At 39.9% G+C, this 19,446-nt stretch carries 17 protein-coding genes, 1 pseudogene and 1 riboswitch; of the genes and pseudogenes, 12 read left to right on the forward strand and 6 right to left on the reverse strand.

The annotated features are described in order from the left end of the window. The first annotated feature begins 70 nt into the window (after nucleotides 1–70). The 5 genes from prmB to HUK62_RS08635 all read left to right on the forward strand — a co-directional run bounded on the left by prmB (nucleotide 71) and on the right by HUK62_RS08635 (nucleotide 5,497). Nucleotides 71–1,081 carry a 50S ribosomal protein L3 N(5)-glutamine methyltransferase gene (prmB, locus tag HUK62_RS08615; RefSeq protein WP_010326759.1) on the forward strand — a complete coding sequence of 337 codons (1,011 nt, stop codon included), beginning with the start codon at nucleotides 71–73 and terminating at the stop codon, nucleotides 1,079–1,081. 15 nt (nucleotides 1,082–1,096) lie between these two features. Then, entirely contained in the window at nucleotides 1,097–2,188 is a 1,092-nt protein-coding gene (gene aroC / locus HUK62_RS08620; protein ID WP_176537628.1) for a chorismate synthase, read from the forward strand. Nucleotides 2,189–2,577: 389 nt separating this feature from the next. Continuing rightward, nucleotides 2,578–3,396 (forward strand): hypothetical protein, encoded by an 819-nt coding sequence (locus HUK62_RS08625; RefSeq protein ID WP_228723671.1) that lies wholly within the window; start codon nucleotides 2,578–2,580, stop codon nucleotides 3,394–3,396. Nucleotides 3,397–3,623: 227 nt separating this feature from the next. Then, a riboswitch (glycine riboswitch) is annotated at nucleotides 3,624–3,710 on the forward strand. 132 nt (nucleotides 3,711–3,842) lie between these two features. Beyond that, nucleotides 3,843–5,087, forward strand: a complete 1,245-nt coding sequence (locus HUK62_RS08630; protein WP_176537629.1) for a D-amino acid dehydrogenase — start codon at nucleotides 3,843–3,845, stop codon at nucleotides 5,085–5,087. 182 nt (nucleotides 5,088–5,269) lie between these two features. Further along, nucleotides 5,270–5,497, forward strand: a complete 228-nt coding sequence (locus HUK62_RS08635; RefSeq protein WP_058869647.1) for a hypothetical protein — start codon at nucleotides 5,270–5,272, stop codon at nucleotides 5,495–5,497. Nucleotides 5,498–6,102: 605 nt separating this feature from the next. On the opposite strand, the gene HUK62_RS08640 is transcribed toward HUK62_RS08635, so the two are convergent. Next, nucleotides 6,103–7,193 (reverse strand): IS4-like element ISAba1 family transposase gene (locus HUK62_RS08640; protein WP_176536768.1). Its coding sequence is split into 2 segments (ribosomal slippage): nucleotides 6,103–6,653 and nucleotides 6,653–7,193, totalling 1,092 coding nucleotides; the frame shifts between segments, so codons are not numbered across the junction. Nucleotides 7,194–7,403: 210 nt separating this feature from the next. Here HUK62_RS08640 and HUK62_RS19030 point away from each other — a divergent pair. The 3 genes from HUK62_RS19030 to HUK62_RS08650 are packed head-to-tail and all read left to right on the forward strand — an operon-like array spanning nucleotide 7,404 to nucleotide 9,915. Further along, entirely contained in the window at nucleotides 7,404–7,970 is a 567-nt protein-coding gene (locus HUK62_RS19030) for a GGDEF domain-containing protein (protein WP_228723672.1), read from the forward strand. 3 nt (nucleotides 7,971–7,973) lie between these two features. Next, the gene (locus tag HUK62_RS19035) at nucleotides 7,974–8,372 is read left to right on the forward strand and encodes a GGDEF domain-containing protein (protein WP_228723674.1); all 399 of its coding nucleotides are present in this window, start codon (nucleotides 7,974–7,976) and stop codon (nucleotides 8,370–8,372) included. A 52-nt stretch (nucleotides 8,373–8,424) separates the two neighbouring features. Beyond that, nucleotides 8,425–9,915 carry an amidase family protein gene (locus HUK62_RS08650; protein ID WP_176537630.1) on the forward strand — a complete coding sequence of 497 codons (1,491 nt, stop codon included), beginning with the start codon at nucleotides 8,425–8,427 and terminating at the stop codon, nucleotides 9,913–9,915. Between the two features lie 55 nt (nucleotides 9,916–9,970). On the opposite strand, the gene HUK62_RS08655 is transcribed toward HUK62_RS08650, so the two are convergent. The 4 genes and pseudogenes from HUK62_RS08655 to HUK62_RS08670 form a co-directional block, all read right to left on the reverse strand. Next, nucleotides 9,971–11,125 carry an MFS transporter gene (locus HUK62_RS08655; protein WP_176537631.1) on the reverse strand — a complete coding sequence of 385 codons (1,155 nt, stop codon included), beginning with the start codon at nucleotides 11,123–11,125 and terminating at the stop codon, nucleotides 9,971–9,973. 140 nt (nucleotides 11,126–11,265) lie between these two features. Beyond that, complete coding sequence (locus HUK62_RS08660; protein WP_176537632.1) at nucleotides 11,266–12,027, reverse strand: 3-oxoacyl-ACP reductase; 762 nt, start codon at nucleotides 12,025–12,027, stop codon at nucleotides 11,266–11,268. A gap of 173 nt (nucleotides 12,028–12,200) precedes the next feature. Next, complete coding sequence (locus HUK62_RS08665; protein ID WP_176537633.1) at nucleotides 12,201–14,141, reverse strand: alpha/beta hydrolase; 1,941 nt, start codon at nucleotides 14,139–14,141, stop codon at nucleotides 12,201–12,203. Nucleotides 14,142–14,275: 134 nt separating this feature from the next. Next, nucleotides 14,276–15,355 (reverse strand): annotated as a pseudogene (locus HUK62_RS08670) (putative zinc-binding metallopeptidase). A gap of 399 nt (nucleotides 15,356–15,754) precedes the next feature. Between HUK62_RS08670 and HUK62_RS08675 the strand changes: the two are divergent. Continuing rightward, a complete protein-coding gene (locus tag HUK62_RS08675; protein ID WP_176537634.1) occupies nucleotides 15,755–16,246 on the forward strand; it encodes a hypothetical protein in 492 nt (163 codons plus the stop codon). A 210-nt stretch (nucleotides 16,247–16,456) separates the two neighbouring features. Here the strand turns inward: HUK62_RS08675 and HUK62_RS08680 are convergent. Then, a protein-coding gene (locus HUK62_RS08680; RefSeq protein WP_107010211.1) for an IS4-like element ISAba33 family transposase occupies nucleotides 16,457–17,547 on the reverse strand; the annotation gives its coding sequence in 2 pieces (ribosomal slippage) (nucleotides 16,457–17,007 and nucleotides 17,007–17,547; 1,092 coding nt in all). Between the two features lie 209 nt (nucleotides 17,548–17,756). On the opposite strand from HUK62_RS08680, the gene HUK62_RS19220 reads away from it, so the two are divergent. The 3 genes from HUK62_RS19220 to HUK62_RS08690 all read left to right on the forward strand — a co-directional run bounded on the left by HUK62_RS19220 (nucleotide 17,757) and on the right by HUK62_RS08690 (nucleotide 19,437). Next, entirely contained in the window at nucleotides 17,757–17,879 is a 123-nt protein-coding gene (locus HUK62_RS19220) for a hypothetical protein (protein ID WP_262471258.1), read from the forward strand. Between the two features lie 4 nt (nucleotides 17,880–17,883). Then, the gene (locus HUK62_RS08685) at nucleotides 17,884–18,339 is read left to right on the forward strand and encodes a transcriptional regulator (RefSeq protein WP_176537635.1); all 456 of its coding nucleotides are present in this window, start codon (nucleotides 17,884–17,886) and stop codon (nucleotides 18,337–18,339) included. 75 nt (nucleotides 18,340–18,414) lie between these two features. Next, on the forward strand, nucleotides 18,415–19,437 hold the full coding sequence (locus HUK62_RS08690; RefSeq protein ID WP_176537636.1) for an ABC transporter substrate-binding protein: 1,023 nt from the start codon (nucleotides 18,415–18,417) through the stop codon (nucleotides 19,435–19,437). Nucleotides 19,438–19,446 lie beyond the last annotated feature (9 nt).

The following is a 19,446-nucleotide window of genomic DNA, read 5'->3' on the forward strand; positions in this document are numbered from 1 at the left end:
AAAACATTATAAATCATAGAAAAACAGGGTATCATAAGGCGTTTTTATTATGACCTTGGAGACGCCTTTAGTGGATCGCCCGACTATTAGCCCTGAACATATACAGGAAGCCGCTGAAAACTTAAGCACAATTCGTGATTTTATCCGTTTTGGAGTGACAGCATTACGTCAATACGATGCACATTTAGGTCAAGGTACAGAAGACTATTTTGCTGAAAGTTCAGCTTTGGTTTTACAAACTTTATCTTTAGATTGGAATGCGGATGCTGAAATCTTAGAGTCGAAGCTACTACCAAGCGAAAAGACAGAAGTTTTAAGCTTATTAGAACGTCGTATTAATGAAAAAGTACCGACTTCGTATTTGCTTAATTTGGCATATTTTGATGGCAAACCATATTATGTCGACGAAAGAGTACTGATTCCGCGTTCACCGATTGCAGAATTGATTCAAAACCGTTTCGCGCCTTATTGCTTAGGTGAAAATGGTCAAATGGGTGAGGCAGTCAATAACTTGCCAGAAAACCCAAATCCGAAAACGCCACAACGTATTTTAGATATGTGCACGGGTTCAGGTTGTATCGCGATTGCTTTGGCTTATGCGTACCCAGATGCCGAAGTAGATGCAACAGATATTTCTAAAGAAGCTTTAGAAGTAGCTCAAATTAACTCAGAACACCACGACAAACAGTATCAAGTGGCTTTACTTGAGTCTGACTTGTTCTCCAAAATTCCTGCTGAAAATCAATATGATCTCATCGTGTCGAATCCACCTTATGTGGATGCTGAAGACATGGCAGACTTACCTGAAGAATTCCACCATGAACCAGAATTGGCTCTGGCAGCAGGTCAAGATGGCTTAGATTTGGTTCGTAAAATGTTAGCTCAAGCGCCAGATTACTTAACTGAAGACGGTCTCATCGTGATTGAAGTGGGTAATTCTGAATGGGCAATGCGCCAAAACTTTAATACTGTTGATTTTTACTGGTTACAGTTCCAAAAAGGCGGTACAGGAATCTTTGCATTGACTGCGGCTCAATGCCGTCAATTCCGTGATTTATTCATTCAATCTGTTCAAGCATAAAAGGAGTCGTTAGACATGGCAGGTAATAGTATAGGGGAACTCTTCCGTGTAACGACTTGTGGTGAATCTCATGGTGTAGGCTTAATGGCGATTGTGGATGGTGTTCCACCGGGCCTCGAGCTTACAGCAGACGATTTACAAAAAGATTTAGACCGTCGTAAGCCAGGCACATCTAAATTTGCGACACAGCGCAAAGAACCTGATGAAGTTGAAATCATTTCAGGTGTGTTTGAAGGTAAAACGACTGGAACTTCAATTGGTTTACTCATTCGTAACACCGATCAAAAATCCAAAGATTACGGCAATATTGCACAAAGCTTTCGTCCGGGACATGCAGATTATACTTATACACAAAAGTATGGTTTCCGTGATTACCGTGGTGGTGGCCGTTCAAGTGCGCGTGAAACGGCTATGCGTGTGGCTGCGGGTGCAATTGCGAAAAAATACTTGGCTGAAAAGTTTGGTATTTTAATTCGTGGTCATGTGACCCAAATTGGGACTGAAATTGCGGAAAAATTGGATTGGAATGAAGTACCTAATAATCCATTCTTCTGCGGTGATGTCGATGCCGTACCGCGTTTTGAAGCCCTTGTGACTTCATTACGTGAACAAGGTACCAGTTGCGGTGCAAAGCTTGAAATTTTGGCTGAAAAAGTGCCTGTAGGTTGGGGTGAGCCTGTTTTTGACCGTCTAGATGCTGACATTGCCCATGCTATGATGTCGATTAACGCGGTCAAAGGCGTTGAAGTTGGTGATGGTTTTGCCGTTGCTGGTCAGTTTGGGCATGAAAGCCGAGATGAGTTAACCACTGATGGCTTCCTTGCCAACCATGCAGGGGGTATCTTGGGCGGTATTTCGAGTGGTCAAACCATTCGTGTGGCCATTGCTCTTAAACCAACAGCATCTATTACCACATCGGGTAAAACGATCAATATTAATCGTGAAGACACGGATGTATTAACCAAAGGTCGTCATGACCCTTGCGTGGGTGTGCGTGCGGCTCCGATTGCAGAAGCAATGCTTGCGATTGTTTTAATGGATCACTTTATGCGCCATCGTGCACAAAATGCTGATGTCGTTGCACCATTTGCACCGATTGAATACTAGAAAATTCTCTTTATATTTAAGAGAGTACATATTAAAGTCAGACTTCGGTCTGACTTTTTTTATTTGCGTATGGAAGCTAATCTTAAATGTAAGAAAAGAGTTGTTGGCATATTATAGTTGGCCAAACGTTGATTCATCTTCATTTGGTCCTAATGATTAAGCAAATTTAGAGTTGGAGTCTTCCTAGCTATTGAAAGCAAGCATCAATAACACAGAATAATTGGGTATGAGCATATACAGCACAAGGAATACAAAGGCTAGAGTCGTAAGTTTAGTGTGGTCACACAGTGAAGGGCTTTAGTTCTTCTCTTTTTCAAGTCAATTTCTTATCCGTGATTCGGGTTAAGTCATTTAGAGAGTTCATTTTTAAAAGAAAAAAGAAGGGGCATATGAATAAAAAAATTAGCACAGTCAGACGAGGCACCATTATATTTTTATCACTACTCACAGTTTTGGTTATTTCATTGTTGATATACGGCTACGACAGTATGCATGACCCTGAAAAAGTTAAAGCGCGCTTATATGCTTGTGGAAAATTTGGTGATCAGCACATGCTCATTGATAAGCAGTATTTATATTATGGCAGAGTGACTTATCAAGGTGTGAATTATTGGGGGAAAAATATTAAAAAAGAACACGAGGCTAAAGGTTGTGATGATCAAATTCAACATATTGCTTTGAAAGTGAGATGGCCTGAAATGACAACGTCGAGTGAAGGCTTTAGACTAGGTTCTGAGTATAAAAATGATATCAAAATAGCATTAAGCCAACGCTCAGTTTGGAAAGAGGAGTGGGGAAGTAAAGACTTTTTTAATGAGTTTTTGATTTTAAAACAATACTTAAGGAAAGGAATGTCTTCTGGTGGAGAAGAGGTGAGTGAAGTATGGATAGATGAAACAAAAACATTTAATTCAGATTTGGGACTCTATGAAATAGAGGTAAAAAGTGATGATGGTGTTGGAAAAAAGGTGTATTGGCAGGAGCGTAAAGGTAAAGGGGTAAGCCTAACCATTAAGTGTCTTTATTTTAAGACTGGTGCAACAAGTTGTGAATTTAATACACATCAACCCAATTATGGGTTTAATACGAGTTATATAAAGATCGATTTTCATAGCGAATTGTTGCCACATTGGCAAGAAATTTATCAAGATGCAGAACAACTCATTCATTCTTTTAATACAGGAGAGAAACAGAATGAAGCATCTTAAGATCTATAAATCATCACTATTAAAAATGTTTAGATGACCTTAGGATAGCGCTAATGTCCGACGGCATGCGTCCTCTTTTGAAGCAAAAGATAGTCATGTTAGCCAGTATAGTGCAACGCTTGCCCTAAGCTGAGGTTATGCTCTATAAAAATAAACGAAAGATAATACTTTAAGAGCAGTTTCCAATTGGGTGATTACATGGTATATAAATTGCTCATAGAATAATAAGCATTATTGCAGGAGAGAAATGTTCTGCATTCGCCGAAGGAGCAACGACCCCGGAAACTCTCAGGCAAAAGGACTGTAATAATGAAAAAACTCTGGAGAGAAGTGTTCAATCACTCACCGAAGGGGATGGTTTAAAACGTCAAGGGATGTTTTAGGTCGAAGCTCTCAGGTACACATGACAGATGGGGTTGACATCAAACAATAAAAAGGAGGTGTCTATGTGTCATGTCGTTGTCATTGGTGCTGGAATTACGGGCGTCACAACTGCTTATGAATTAAGTCAACTGGGTTATCAAGTCACCGTTGTGGATCGGCATTTATTTCCAGCCATGGAAACTTCTTTTGCAAATGGTGGACAACTGTCTGCATGCAATGCGGAAGTTTGGAACCAAAAATCGACAGTGCTGAAAGGCATGAAATGGATGTCTCAAAAATCTGCCCCTTTATTGCTCAATCCTGCGTTTAGTGTGCATAAATATGCATGGCTGATGGAATTTCTAGGCAATATTAAACATTATGAGGCCAATACCCGCGAAACAGTACGTTTGGCTTTATTGGCTCGACAACGCTTGTTCGAAATTGCGGATAAAGAGTCAATCGACTTCAATTTAGAAAAACGTGGTATTTTGCATTTTTATCATAATAAACAAGATTATGACGTTGCCATTCGAGTTAATGATTTACTCAATAAAGGTGGACTTGAACGTTGTGGAGTAAGCAATGAAGAAATTAAGCAAATTGAGCCGACATTGACCGGTGACTATTATGCTGGATTTTATTGTGAAGGTGATGCGACCGGTGATATTCATAAGTACACGACGGGTTTGGCTGAAGTCACCAAAAAGTTAGGTGTGAAGTATCGTTTTGGTATGGATGTGACAGATATTCAGCATTTAACATCAGGTGTTGAAGTGAAGTTACAACCTAGTTCTGAGAATGTAGAGCTTGCACCAGCGGAAGTTGAAATGCTCGCTGCCGATGCTGTTGTGGTTTGTGCTGGGGTGGGTAGCTATCAATTGGCTGAATTGGTCCAAGAGCGGGTCAATGTTTATCCTGTAAAGGGATATTCGATTACGGTGATGTTAAATGACGAAGAAAGCCAGCAAAATGCGCCGTGGGTGAGTTTGCTGGACGAAAGCGCGAAAATTGTAACTTCACGTTTAGGTAAAGATCGTTTCCGTGTCGCGGGCACTGCTGAGTTTAATGGCTATAACCGTGATATCCGGGCAGATCGGATTCAACCTCTTGTTGACTGGACCAATCGTAACTTTAAAGTTTCGACAGAGCATGCGGTCCCTTGGGCAGGTCTTCGCCCCATGATGCCGAATATGATGCCTGTAGTTCGCCGTGGAAAGCTAGAACGTGTGTTCTTTAATACAGGACATGGGCACTTAGGTTGGACGCTATCTGCGGCAACTGCGGCAATGATTAGTCAGGAAGTCGCGACAGCGTATCCTGTTTAATTCGAGTGCATTCTTGGATAGATAAAAACAAGTTTGCTTCGAGCTTGTTTTTATCATTTTTGTGCAATGATGTTATAATTCTGCCTTAATTTCAAAAGATTGCTCACAAACGAATACTTTAAACTTGAGCAAAAATAAGTAGTATTGTTTCAAGCAATTGATGACTAATGTGAAGGTGAATAATGATTAACATGAAAATGGCTTTGGTGGTTTTAGCTTCTGCAACGATGCTGTCGCTTGCTGCGTGTAGTGACAAAAAACAAGAGACTGAACAAACGCCAGTGGAAAGTTCAGCAACTGAAACACCAGTGACCAATATTGAAGTTAGTCCAGAGATGATTGATGCTGCACCTTTAGAGTCTGAAGAAGCAGGTGCATCAGCACCAGCGGCAGCTTCTGAAGCGAAATAAGTCCAAAAATAATAAAAGCCTCCCAATGTGGAGGCTTTTTTTATGGGTGAGAGTGATATCAGCGTTTAATCGTAAATATTTAGATTCAGGATATAAATCAAAAAATTATATTGAAACCATAACGAACAATCGATAGAGTTTATTTAGTAAATATTGTCAATCTGTGATGGTTTTCATCAATGCATCGTTTGCAAGCAAGGTGACAGTAGAAAACATGATGTTTAATCATAACTCATGTAAAAATGAGGGAATATTTTGTACGCAGTTAAGCTCACAGAAGTATCGTTGAATTTTAAACAGCGTGGCCGAGCATGTTTGATTGTTGCTGCGGTGATTTTTGTCTGCTGTTTGCTTGGGATATTCACTCGACCGATTGCATATTTCGCTTATTTTTGGCCAGCTAATGCCGTACTGATCGGCTTATTTTTAAGGTTTAAGCGACTCAGAAATGTTGGTGGCTGGTTGGGCGCATTTATTGGTTATATGTCGGCAGACTTAGTCACAGGGAGTCATCTTGAGCTGACGTTGGCTTTAACGATCGCCAATTTTATGACTGTAGGCGTTTCGTTATTTTTTATCCATTATTTCTCTGTACACGACAAATTTCACAGAACCCTTATCCTATCAGGATTCTGCCTTCTTAAAATTGCCAAAATTTCCTTAAACTCTTCTTTTTTCCCAAAACCAATTAAACGCTGAATCGCCATTTGAACATAGTCTAAACCATAGCGAAATAAACTCATTGAGAGTCGTCCATGCTTCTTTATTTTTATCGCTTTTTTTTGATCATGTTGCCATTCACCCGTTAAGTAACACCAACAGAAGCTTATAGCTAACACCGCAATCAATTTTTTCACTCGTCTAGCGTCTGTCAAGCGCGTATTTTCAAGATTAAACCCGCGTCCTTTGAGACAACTGAATAAGGTTTCAATTTCCCAGCGTAATGCATAATCCTGAATAGCATTGGCATTAAACTGAGGAGAAACGACGAGTAAAAGCTCTCCATTTTCTAACTGTAGTGCACTTATATATAGTTTCACCCGACCAACCAAAATCCGTCGTTTACGACATTCAATTTGACCAACTTTAAGATGGCGAAATAAATCACTAATTTTATGATTCTTTCCTAAATGATTGGTGACAATGAAGTTTTTTTAACACGAATGCAGAAGTTGATGTCTTGTTCAATTAACCATGTAAACCACTGCTCACCGATAAACTCTCTGTCTGCGAACACATTCACAATACGGTCTTTACCAAAAATGGCTATAAAGCGTTGAATCAAAGCAATACGCTCTTTCGTATCTGAATTTCCACGTTTATTAAGCAATGTCCAAAGGATAGGTATCGCTATTCCACGATAAACGATTGCGAGCATCAGGATATTAATATTTCGTTTTCCCCATTTCCAATTGGTTCTATCTAAAGTCAGTTGCACTTGGTCGAATGAAAACATATTGAAAATCAACTGAGAAATTTGACGATAATCAAAATACTGACCTGCAAAGAAGCGCTGCATACGTCGATAAAATGATTGTGGTAAGCACTTGATGGGCAAGGCTTTAGATGCAGAAGAAAGATTACATGTTTGCTTTAAAATAATCACAAGCATGATGAGCGCAAAGCACTTTAAATGTGACTTGTTCCATTTTAGATATTTGTTTAAGATAAGATATAACTCATTGAGATGTGTCATAGTATTCGTCGTTAGAAAACAATTATTATGACATTATTTCAATGAGTTATCTATTTTTGTCGTGTACAGAGCCATTATTTACAAATTGACTATCGTGCATATAACAAAGGCTTAAATTTTCTTTATCTTTTCTTGGTTTGTGTTTTTCTTGGGTGCTTTTCCAGCGCGATATTTGCCGTTGCGGTCGTTCCGTATATGCCACACACCTTTATGAGCACGCAAGACCTTTGGGCTGAGTTTTATATTTGGTGGACGGGGGAAGTTCTCAATTGTATTTCACTTTTACCCCTCATGTTGACCTTTCCTGCAGCGAAGAAATTAAAGTATCTTTGGAATAACCGTAGACAGTGTGAAACCCAGTTTGTCGATGTTTTACCCTTACTCTCAGTTTTAATTTCTGTGGCATGTACTCATCTGTTCTTTGGTCCTGGTGCCTTACTTTTCCCTCTAGCAGGGCTCATTTGGGCGGCTTTAAGTTACAACTTATTTTATGTGAGTATCATTAACAGTTTGGTTTGTTTTGTGACGTATCATAGTTTAACGACCTATTATATTTCACGTACAGCAGATAACTTCTTGGCCACTTCTATTTCGGTGCGTATAGGGCTGTGCATGTTGATGATTGCACCTTTGCTTTTATGTATTGTGAGTCGTAATCGTCATGATCTGTATAAAGAAGTGCTCTATCTGGCCAACCATGATCCCTTAACTCATGTGGGAAATCGCCGTTTTTTCTTCACTCAAACTGAAAACTTATTGAAGGAAAATCTGGTTTAATCGATGAGTATTATTGTGCTAGATATTGATCACTTTAAGAAAATGAACGATCAATATGGTCATTATATGGGTGATGTATTGCTACAAAGCTTTGCCACGACCGTGAAAAGTAATTTGCGTGAACAGGATTTATTTGCGCGTATGGGCGGTGAAGAATTTGTGGTGGTGCTAAATAATACCACTGAAATTGAATCACAAATCATTGCAGAACGTATCTGTCGTGCTGTCGCTACTTCAAAAACCCAAGTGGCGCATGCGGTTTTGAGTATGACGGTGAGTCTTGGTATGGTGCATCAAGTTTTACCAACGCAAAATAGCCTACAGAGCTTGTTAAATCGTGCTGATCGGGCGTTATATCAAGCCAAAACTTTAGGACGTAATCAAGTACAACTTGCCTCATAGGTTAAAATTTAGTAAAAGTATAAAACAATAAAAACTATATACTTGGATAAAAATGAATTTTTCTGAATACCTTCGTTATGATGGGCTGGGTTTGGCTGAGTTGGTTGCACAAAAACACATCCATCCCGCTGAATTATTACAAATTGCAATTGAGCGTAGTCAGCAAACCCATTCTGTTTTAAATGCGATTATTATTCCGATGCATGATTATGCCAAGAACAGAGCGCAAAATGCATTGTTTGGTCCATTTGCAGGGGTGCCTTTTTTAGTAAAGGATTTATTTCAAGAATATGCAGGTTATCCAACCTCTTATGGATGCCAAGCATTTAAACGCACAGGCCATATTGCAGAACATAATGCAGAAATTGTAAACCGTTGGGAAAACACAGGAATTTTAACCTTTGGGCGTACCAATACTCCTGAGTTTGGTATCAAAGGTATTACAGAATCAGATGCTTGGGGAGCCTGTCATAATCCTTGGAATTTAAAACATAACAGTGGTGGCTCATCGGGTGGTTCCGCTTCTGCAGTGGCCGCTGGGATTGTTCCTATTGCGGGTGCGGGCGACGGCGGCGGATCGATTCGAATTCCTGCATCGTATTGCGGTTTATTTGGTTTAAAACCAAGTCGTGGACGTACGCCGTGGGGCCCAGATATGAGTGAAGCAATGCATGGGGCTGCGATACAGCATGTATTGAGTAAAAGTGTAAGAGATAGTGCAGCCATGTTAGATGCAACGCAGGGTGCGGAGCATAGTTCATTGTTTAAAATTGAACTACCTAGCCAAAGCTATTTGGCCTGTCTACAGCAGCCTGTAAAAAAACTTAAAATTGCATTTAGTACTCAATCGCCTATCGGAACCCCAGTGTCTAAAGATGCAATTGATGCTGTACAGCATACTGCACGTTTGTTGGAGTCTTTAGGGCATACAGTGGTTGAAGCGCAACCTGAGATAGATGGTATGTCTTTGGCCAGAGACTTTATCACGACGTGGTTTAGTCAATTTTCTTATATGTTAGAGCAGATCAAGCAACACGTTCCGACCACAGCAGGAGATTTTGAGCTGGATTCTTTAGCTTTGGCTGCCTTTGGTGCGAAAACGACTGCGTTAGAATATATTCATAATCTGAATAATTGGGGAGTATATGTCACCCAAATGAACCAATTTTTTGATCATTATGATCTTTATTTGACTCCTGCTACAGCTTCAGTCGCACCCAAAAATGGGCAAATTTCTACCCCATTATGGCAAAAACCAATTTTAAAAAGCTTACTAAAAGTCGGCAAAGCACATTTGCTGGCACAAGGAAAACTGGTCGATAAAATTGTGAAAGATAATTTGCGTTGGGTGCCTTTTACGCAGTTAGCTAACATCACAGGTTTACCCGCGATGTCTGTACCTTTGTATTGGAATGCTGACAATCTTCCGCTTGGTTCGCAGTTTATTGCACCTTTTGCCCGTGAAGATCTGCTATTACAGCTGGCTAGTCAGCTTGAACAGGCCCAACCATGGTTTCATAAATACAGTGAAATCAAAATTTAGAAAGCTGATTAATGAAACTGCTGCAATTTATGTGTACAGATCAGAAGAGAACTTTTTAAGCTTGAACTTCTTTGGGTAAGTACCGAACAAAACCCAAACCCAGTAACACAGCACAGCCTGCCAGAATAAAAATATGTTCGCCTGACAGGCTGTGCCAAAAATGTCCTGCAAGAATACTTCCAGACGCTACACCCAGTCCCCACATGGTGCTATACAGGGCTTGACCGCGTCCTTGTTGTCCTAAACTAAAGTTTTGGAAAATGATACGCATGGCGATGAGATGAAATAAACCAAAGCTAAAGGCATGAATGGTTTGTGCGAAGAATTGGATCGCAAAGATTTGTGGAAAAGAACCGACCATAAACCAGCGTAGCGCCGTGAGGATTAGACAAATAGACACCATGAGTCGCCATGAAAAACGTTTGAAAAAAATGTGAGCAATGGCAAACATAATAATTTCGGCCATGACACCGACAGCCCACAAAAAACCAATTTCTGTGGTTGAGTAACCAGCTTGTTTTAAGAAGTTACTATAAAAACTATAAAACGGCGCATGTGAAAAAAGCAGAATAAACTCGATACCGAAAAATGCCGCTACAACGGGTTTTTTTAAGATAGGTAACAATGGCTCAAGCTGCCCTTGTGAATGGGGTGCAGTGGTCGGTTCTTTGATGCTAAATGACCAAATAAAGGCCAAAAATGAAATACACAGCAATAAAACTGGCAGCATAGAGATGGGTAAAACTTCTAATAAGGCACCGATACCAAAAACCCCGACAATAAAACCGACAGAGCCCCACTTTCGAACTTTTCCATACAAAGCACTGCGCTGTTCCGCGAGCCAAAATAGAGTAACGCCTTCAAACTGAGCCAGAATGGCATTTTGGAAGAAGCTAAAGATCAGCATGAGCAGGGCGATCGCCTGAAATGAGTTTGGAATGATAAAAATCATGAACCAAATACAGGCTTCCATCCACGTTGCAACTCTGACCAAGAGCATCCGTTTCCCTGATTTATCTGCAATCCAGCCCCAAATAAAAGGAGCAAAAAAACGGGTAATGATCGCAATTGAGGAAAGGATACCGATTTCACTGTAGTTAAAGCCTTGATCTTCGAGATATAGGCTCCAAAACGGCATGAAGGTTCCCACAATGGAATAATAAAAAAAGTAAAAGCCAGCCAGTCGGTGCCGAATGGGAAAAGAAAGCATCGTACTGTATTCCTTGCTAGGGTGAGCAGATTCTGAAGAAGACTTGAACCTAAAACAAAGCTTCAAGTCGATGAAGCTTCAAGAATTTTAAAATGGATTGTTTAAATCATGCTTATTCAGAGTTTAGGGATTAAAGCTCATTAGCCTTTGACTAAACCACCATCCACAATCAAGTTTTGACCTGTCACAGCACGAGAATATGGCGATAAGAACATTAAAATGGCTGAAGCAAATTCCTCAGGTGTAACTACACGACGCAGTGGTGTTGCACTCGCGATGTAATCAAAAACTTCATTGGGTGTACTTTTACTGGCATCGGTGGTTTGCAGTAAACCGCCAGAGAGCATATTGATATTAATGCCATATTGGCCAAGTTCATGCGCTGAGGTACGGGTAAATGCCAAAAGTGCAGCCTTCGCCGTGGTGTAGTCATGATAAGGCACTACAGGGTTCTGTACCAGATTGGTTCCGATGTTTACAATGCGCCCAAACTGGCCTTGTTTCATACCTTCAAGCGCCGCTTGGGTAGTATTCAAAGCGGCTTTAACTGCACCCTCAAATTGTTGTTGCATAGTTTCCCAGCGTAGCTCATGAACTTTTGGGCGGGCCTCACCATTAAACTCGAATTGAATCAGCGCATTATTAATCACGGTGTTGATATGCTGTCCAAAATGCTGAAAGCTTGCATCAAACATACTTTTGACTTGTGCACTGTCTGTAACATCAGCTTGGTAGATAAAAACCTGCTTTGGATACTGCTGGACTAAGGCTTGAGCTGCAACATGGCTGTTCAAATAGTTCACGACTACACGAGCACCCTCATTGATTAAGACGTGTGTAATTGCAAGACCTAAACCGCGTGCGCCACCTGTGACCAGTACAACTTGATTTTTAATGTGCATGATGTTTCCGAGCAGATAAATGCATGTATTTTTTAGATAAAGCAAGTATATCAAAACCTTTCCGTACGTCATGTTTTAAGACAGCTGCTTTTCAAGTTTTCGATGCTCATTTAGCTGGGTTAGAGTATTTGGATAAAAGCCGCCTAGCAGTAGAACATTTTTAGTACTGTTGATCATTGATCCTGAGTTTGCTGAAGGTGTAGCCTCAAAATACGGCGCAACTCTAATAATGTTTCTGCTTCCTCATGCACAGAATGATTGCCTTTAATGATTTTTTCAGAGACTGCTTTTTCTAAATGTGAACTTGAATAGGGCACAATACCATCACTCATGTCATGTGTGTCATGGGTCTTGCGGTGATTACCAATAATAGAATGATAAGGAACTGTGGATACAGGCATGATGTTACTGGTTAAAGCCATAAAGCGTGACTTGGGGCTTAAGTCGTCAGGGCCAGATTGCACCATGCCTTTGGTGCTAGAGCTACCATTGAGTTGTATATCCACTTGGTTAAAGAAAGTGATCGGTAACTTGACCATTTTCTTCACCAATTCTATGTACCAGCGGTCAGATAGTTCACTGCCAAGGTGAGGCGCGGCAATAAAAATTGCACGTCCAATGGGTAAATCAGAATGAAATTGAAAACGTTCTTTAATTACGGGGTATTGTTGTAATCGGGTGTATTGCTCATAGTTTAATAGTGGAATCACTTGTTCAGAAATATCGTGCTCACTAATCAGTAAGCGACTAATGACGCCCCCCATACTATGTCCAATCAGCACGGCGTCACTGGCTGAGCGAGAGTTGGGTTGAACTTGTGTAAAGGCTTGTTTAAGTAGTGCATGAACCTGATAGCGGCTTTCAACAATCGGCATATTGGTTGGATAGAATACCTGCCATACCTGAAAGTTTTCCCGTAAAACTTTATCCCCCAAAATGTTATTGGTCAGATTGACCCAAGTTTCAGGGCTGCTGGCAAGACCATGAATAAGTACAATCACTTTTTTATTCGGCTGGTAAGGTTCAAGCATATAGACATGTGGCATACGCAATCGCTCAGTTTTATCGAGCAAGGTTAAGTAGCCTGTAGAGCCCAGTTTATTTTCTGCCAGCCAGTAGGCAAAAGGCACAGAATAATTCGCCGTGAGAATGTATTTTTGCTGATGAATCTCTACATACTTTTGCGTATAAGGATTAAACAGCTCAATCTCAAAAACAGCTTTGCCATTAAGCACATCTTCAATAGTGCTTTCCGGGTCTAATGGCTGCGCCGCTGCGGTTACGGACAAATAGCGTGCAGGATGGATATTGGGATTGGTTTGATTTTGATAAAACGATATCGGGTCAAGAATAAAATCATTTTTATGAATAGGGTCCGCTTCAGTCACAACCACAAACTCTGCGCCCAAACCATCTTGACGATTGACTTGATAAAAACCTGAAAAATTTAAGTTATAGCTGGATTGAACTCGGTTAATGGTTTTACTTTTCAGTTCAGGATAGTGTTCTAAATTTACAATATATTGACGTTGTTGGACGTTGAGTTGCGTGGGAACTTGATAAAAAGGTTGTGTACGGTACGCCGTGGTAATTAAACGTGACAAAGCGACATTGTAAAAAGTGCGGACATGCATTTGTCTTTGATCAAAAACACGGGTACTTGGGCTTTCTTGCATTTTAAATAAATACACATAGCTATAACGTAAACTCTGGTCGAAGGCCCCAAGGCTCTGTTCTAAGCAGTGATTATTTTTACTGTGAGGCTGTTCTTGGACACAGTTGCGTTGTTTTGAGAGCTCTAAAGCTTGGGCCAAATACAGTTCACTTAAAGTGGCATAGCGCTCATCTGCTGCAATATCCGTTTGTGTGTTTACGCGTTGCAAACATGTTTCAAATTCAGTGGTGCATTGCTGTGGCGTCAGGCTGAGTAGTTTGAGTAAGCTGGTGGTTTCCGCACTAAATTGGTCGTGGGTTAAGATATTTTCAGACTTACTACGAATAGCTTGATGGATATTATTTTCTTTAACTTTGACCAACTGGCAGGCAGGCAGTAAAACAATCGTTAGCCCTAAAATGATTGGTCGCGTGAAAGCATGATGTTTCGTTAAAAGCATATTTTTTAGCACGGACATTATCTATATAGGCTAAAGATGTCTTTCATTTTAAGATAATTTTTACCGAGTTACATCCAGATTTGGTCCAATCTTTTGTGTCCCTACACATAACCTGAGAACGCTTATATTTAGGCTCAAGCGATTTGGCGAGCAAAGGCTTTGCCCAAAACATGTTTATGTATAAATCTTAATTTATCGAGGATTGGTCCTGATAGCGTAAATGGATAAGCATCTTCTAAACCCATACTGCGATTTAACGCATTTAAGTTAAAAGTCAGTGTCATCCACTGTTTGAGGAGTAAATCAAAATCTTGAGCGCCGATTGGATTTTCATAAAAGCTTAAGTCATGCGTATCTTTTCGATTGTTACGCACAATTAATCCTGCATAGTAAGCGGTTTCCAATGTGTCCATCATGTGTAAATAGTGTGCCCATGTTTCTGCCCAGTCTTCCTAAGGATGTGTACTGGCATAAGAGCTGACATAAAACTGGTCCCAGTTTTGTGGTGCGCCATCTTCATAGTGACGTTTTAGTGCTGCGCTATAATCTTGACGTTCATCTCCAAAATACTGACGGAACTCGTCGACCAGCTCAGGATGTAGCGATTTAATGAGGTCAAAATAATAATGCCCACTTTCATGTCGGAAATGTCCCAAAAGTGTACGGTAGTTTTCACCCATTTTAATACGGGTCGTTTCCCTATAGATGACATCTGCTTCACTGGCATTGAGTGTGATAACGCCGTTAGCATGTCCTGTCAGCACAGGGTGCTCTGGTTCAGGCATGAGAAAATTAAAACGGAGTCCGTAGCGATCATCATCGTTATATTTGGGCCTTGGCATAATATTCAGGCGTTGCATTAAATACAGAAAACGCCGTTTAGCATGTTCGAGCCGTGACCAATAGACGATATGATCAGGGTTATCGAGAGTAGGAATGGTATATGTGAGTACACAAGACTCACAGTAGATGTCGCTACTCTCTGCGGGAATGACCCAATTACAGACCTGATGATGCTGATAGTTATAACAAGGCTTATAGCGCTTCGTCTGGTATTTTTCATTTAACGCTAACCAAAGAACAGGGCTGTGTTGTTCAAAGCTTCCCATATCTTTTTCTGATGCAATATAACCGAGTGTAGTTTGGCAGCTCACACATTGCGAGTTGGCAAAAAAGACTTGGTTTTGACAGGATGCGCAACTAAAGAATTTCATCGGCGGCTATGTCTTTGGTGAGTTTTTAGAACCAGTATAAAGGATGTCGGTTCCCTTCGTCATGTTCTGTCATCTGTTTTGATAGGCTTGCAAAGTTGAGTATTCATTTGCATATAATTTGAAAAACTTTTAGTCATTTGTTTGATATACAGGTATAAGCGCGGTAGTGCTTGCCTAGAGTGCATATTAGAAAAGAATACATGTGCTTGGTTAGCAGCGAGCTTTTCAGTGGGTTCTTTTCTTTCATATTTGTATAAAGAGATATAAATTTTAAAATTTATAACCTGAATGAACGAAAAAGCTTGATTTAGGTGCAGATTCGTCAAAAATAGGGACTGGGAAAAATCAAAGCTTCATTTTAGAATTTCAAAGCCTTTTAAGTTTCTGGGAGTAAATATAATGATAACGAACGTATCGCCAAAAAAATGGCTACTCATGAGTTTGGGGGCGATGTTGCTTTCAGGTTGTGCGACAACCTCTACAGACCCAAGTCGTCAAAATGTGGGGACCACAGGGTTACTCATCTGTGCGCAGAATGAGCTTTGTCCAGTGGTCACTGTGAGCTGGAATGAATCCAACAAAGAACTGCTTAAGTTAAAAATGCATTTGAGCAGTACTTACAATAAATACGACATTCAAAAGGTCGTGTTTACCAATGGACAAAAAAGCCAAACTTTTCCTGTCACTGGACCAACCGAGCATGATCATGTGTTAGGCACCGACCGTTCGACCAATTATATTTTAGCGCCTGTAAATTTGATGAGTAAGTTAAAAGGAACGGATTCGATCAAAATGAATATTTATACAGATCAAGGTATTATCTCTCGATATGTGTATAAAGATGGCGTCTCCGCTCCAATTTTGGGTGAGTTCCAAAAAGCTTATCAATAAAAGAAAAATCGCCATCTGGCGATTTTTTTTTGCGTATAAGTGAGAGAAAACTAAAAGTTGCGAGGACATAAGAGCTCATGTCCATAAGGTGTTTTACCTATAGGGATGTAAACGTTCGGCTTTTGGCGGATGAAAAGTCAAGCTGAATAGTCCCGAAATGCACTTTGATGTATCAATTTTAAAAATAGAAATCTCTGTACACGACAAATTTCATAGGATCCTTGTCCTATCAGGCTTTTTCTTTCTTAAAATTGCTAGCACTTTCTTAAATTCTTCTTTTTTTCCAAAACCAATCAAACGTAGAATAGCCATTTGAACATAGTCCAAACCGTAGCGAAATAAACTTACTGAAAGTCGTCCATGCTTCTTTATTTTTATCGCTTTTTTCCGATCATGTTGCCATTCACCTGTTAAATAGCACCAACAGAAACCGATAGCTAGCACTGCTATCAATTTCTTGACTCGTCTAGGGTCTGTTAAACGAGTATTTTCAAGATTGAATCCACGTCCTTTGAGACAACTAAATAACGTTTCGATTTCCCAGCGTAATGCATAATCACGAATAGCAGAAGCATTAAACATAGGAGAAACAACAAGTAAAAGCTCTCCATCTTCTAATCGTAGCGCACTAATATACAGTTTCACTCGACCAACCCAAATACGTCGTTTACGACATTCAGTTTGACCAACTTGAAGATGACGAAATAAATCACTAATTTTATGATTCTTGGCTAAGTGATTGGTCACAATAAAGTTTTTTTAACACGTATACAGAAGTTAATGTCATTTTCAATTAACCATGTAAACCATTTCTCACCGATAAATTCTCTGTCTGCAAACACATTCACAATACGATCTTTACCAAAAATGGAGATAAAGCGTTGAATCAAAGCAATACGCTCTTTTGTATCTGAATTTCCACGTTTATTGAGCAATGTCCAAACAATAGGTATCGCTATTCCACGATAGACGATGGCTAACATCAAGATATTAATATCTCGTTTTCCCCATTTCCAATTAGTTCTATCCAAAGTTAATTGGACTTTATCGAATGAAAATATATTGAAAATTAACTGAGAAATTTGACGATAATCGAAATACTGATCTGCAAAGAAGCGTTGTATACGTCGATAAAATGATTGTGGTAAGCACTTGATGGGTAAGGCTTTAGATGCAGAAGAAAGATTACATGTCTGTTTTACAATTAATGCAAGCATAATCAGTGTAAAACATTTTGCATGTGACTTGTTCCACTTTAGATATTTGTTTAAGATGAGATGTAACTCATTGAAATGTGTCATCATATTCGTCGTCAGAAAACAAGTATTATGCCATTATTTCAATGAGTTATCTTTTTTTGTCGTGTACAAAGAATAGAAATATATTTTGCACAAAAAATAAACTTTCCCATGCGCTGTTGCTGTCAATCTAATCAAAAAAATTGGCATGTATTCTGCTTAGTTCTAGGTATTACAAAAACCTTTTTTGGTAATACCGAAAGGAGCAGCAAATGTCTAAACAATTTAAAGATGACTTAAATGCATTCTTTACTGTATTTAAACAGTTCGTGGTCGCCATCTTAAGCGCTAGAGCGGGCATTTATATCAAACAAGATTCATCCGAAAAAGGATAAGCGCGTGCCGAAACATAAATTGGCACGGATCAGCATCACTGTGCCTGAATTAACTGTCGATGCATTGGATCAGAAAATTGTTGATCAGCACTATGAAAGCCGTTCTCAAGCGATTGTCGACATGATCAATAAACATTTGATTGCGGATCAGGAGCAACGTAACGCCGTGATGGTGGGGACGTTTACCTTGCTCTATGACGCCAGTGTTACGCCACTTAGAGTCCAATTGCTGGACTTGCAGCAACAATTTTTAGAGCAAGTGGTCAGTTCACTGCATATTCAGTTAGATGAGCAAAAAATTCTAGAAGTGATGATTTTGCAGGGTTTAAGTGCTGAATTGAAAGCATTAAGCCAACAATTCATTGCTTTGAAAGGTGTGATCAAAGGGCATTTGGAACTAATGGATGCGGTGATGCCGCCGATTCCACAAAATGAAAAACAGAGAGCGTTGAAATCGTGACCATGTTCACGGCCCTCAATGACTCACTCCATACATAGCAAGTTTAAACATTTACAGCATCGGGAAAACTGCATCATGATTAAAAAAGCGTTCTTATCAGTCTCTATTGTTTCGACTATTTTATTGGCAGGTTGTGATAACACCGCCAAAATTCCTGAAACAAAGAACAGTGCATCTGAGAGCACAGCCACAAAAACCATCACGATTGGCTACAGTGATTGGCCGGGTTTTGTTGCATGGCAAGTGGCAATTGAAAAAGGTTGGCTCAAAGAGGCGGGGGTGAATGTTGAGTTTAAATGGTTTGATTATTCATCATCGCTTTCTGCTTTTGCAGCCAATCAGCTAGATGCAGTACTGGTGACCAATGGAGATAATCTAGTCACAGCTTCTGGTGGAATTCAAGGTGTCATGATTATGGCGACGGACTACTCCGCAGGTAATGATGTGATCATTGCAAAAGATGGAATTAACAGCATTGCCGATTTAAAAGGCAAAAGTATTGCTACTGAAAAAGGCTTGGTTGACCATCTATTGCTAAGTACAGCACTGACAGATGCAAAAATTAAGACCAGTGACATTAAATTGGTCAATTCTATGACCAATGAGCTTCCACAAGTTTTTGCAAGTCCAGACATTGCTGCAATTGCGGTCTGGCAACCTGTAGCCAATCAAGCGTTGAAGTCTGTTGCAGGGTCTAAAATTATTTATAGTTCTAAAGATAAGCCAGGTTTAATTTATGACACGCTGACTGTAAATATGAGCCATCTTTCTGCCAATAAAGAAGATTGGAAAAAGATGATCCAAGTGTGGGATAAAACAGTCAAATATATTAATGACCCTGCAACACATGAAGACGCCGTGAAAATTATGTCTAACCGTGTTGGCGTTGATCCGAAACAATATGAACAATTTATTGGCGGGACGCATTTACTCGATTTGGCAGCCAATAAAACCGTCTTTAAGAAAGGTTCAGGTTTTGACTCGATTTATGGCTCAAGCTACCACGTAAACAAATTCAATGTTGAAAATGGCATTTATAAAACAGAAATGGATGTTGATGGCGCAATTTACCCAGCTTTAGTTGAAGAGTTAAAGTAAGACTTCGTA

Source organism: Acinetobacter sp. NEB 394, from assembly GCF_013374795.1.
Taxonomy (GTDB): Bacteria; Pseudomonadota; Gammaproteobacteria; order Pseudomonadales; family Moraxellaceae; genus Acinetobacter; species Acinetobacter johnsonii.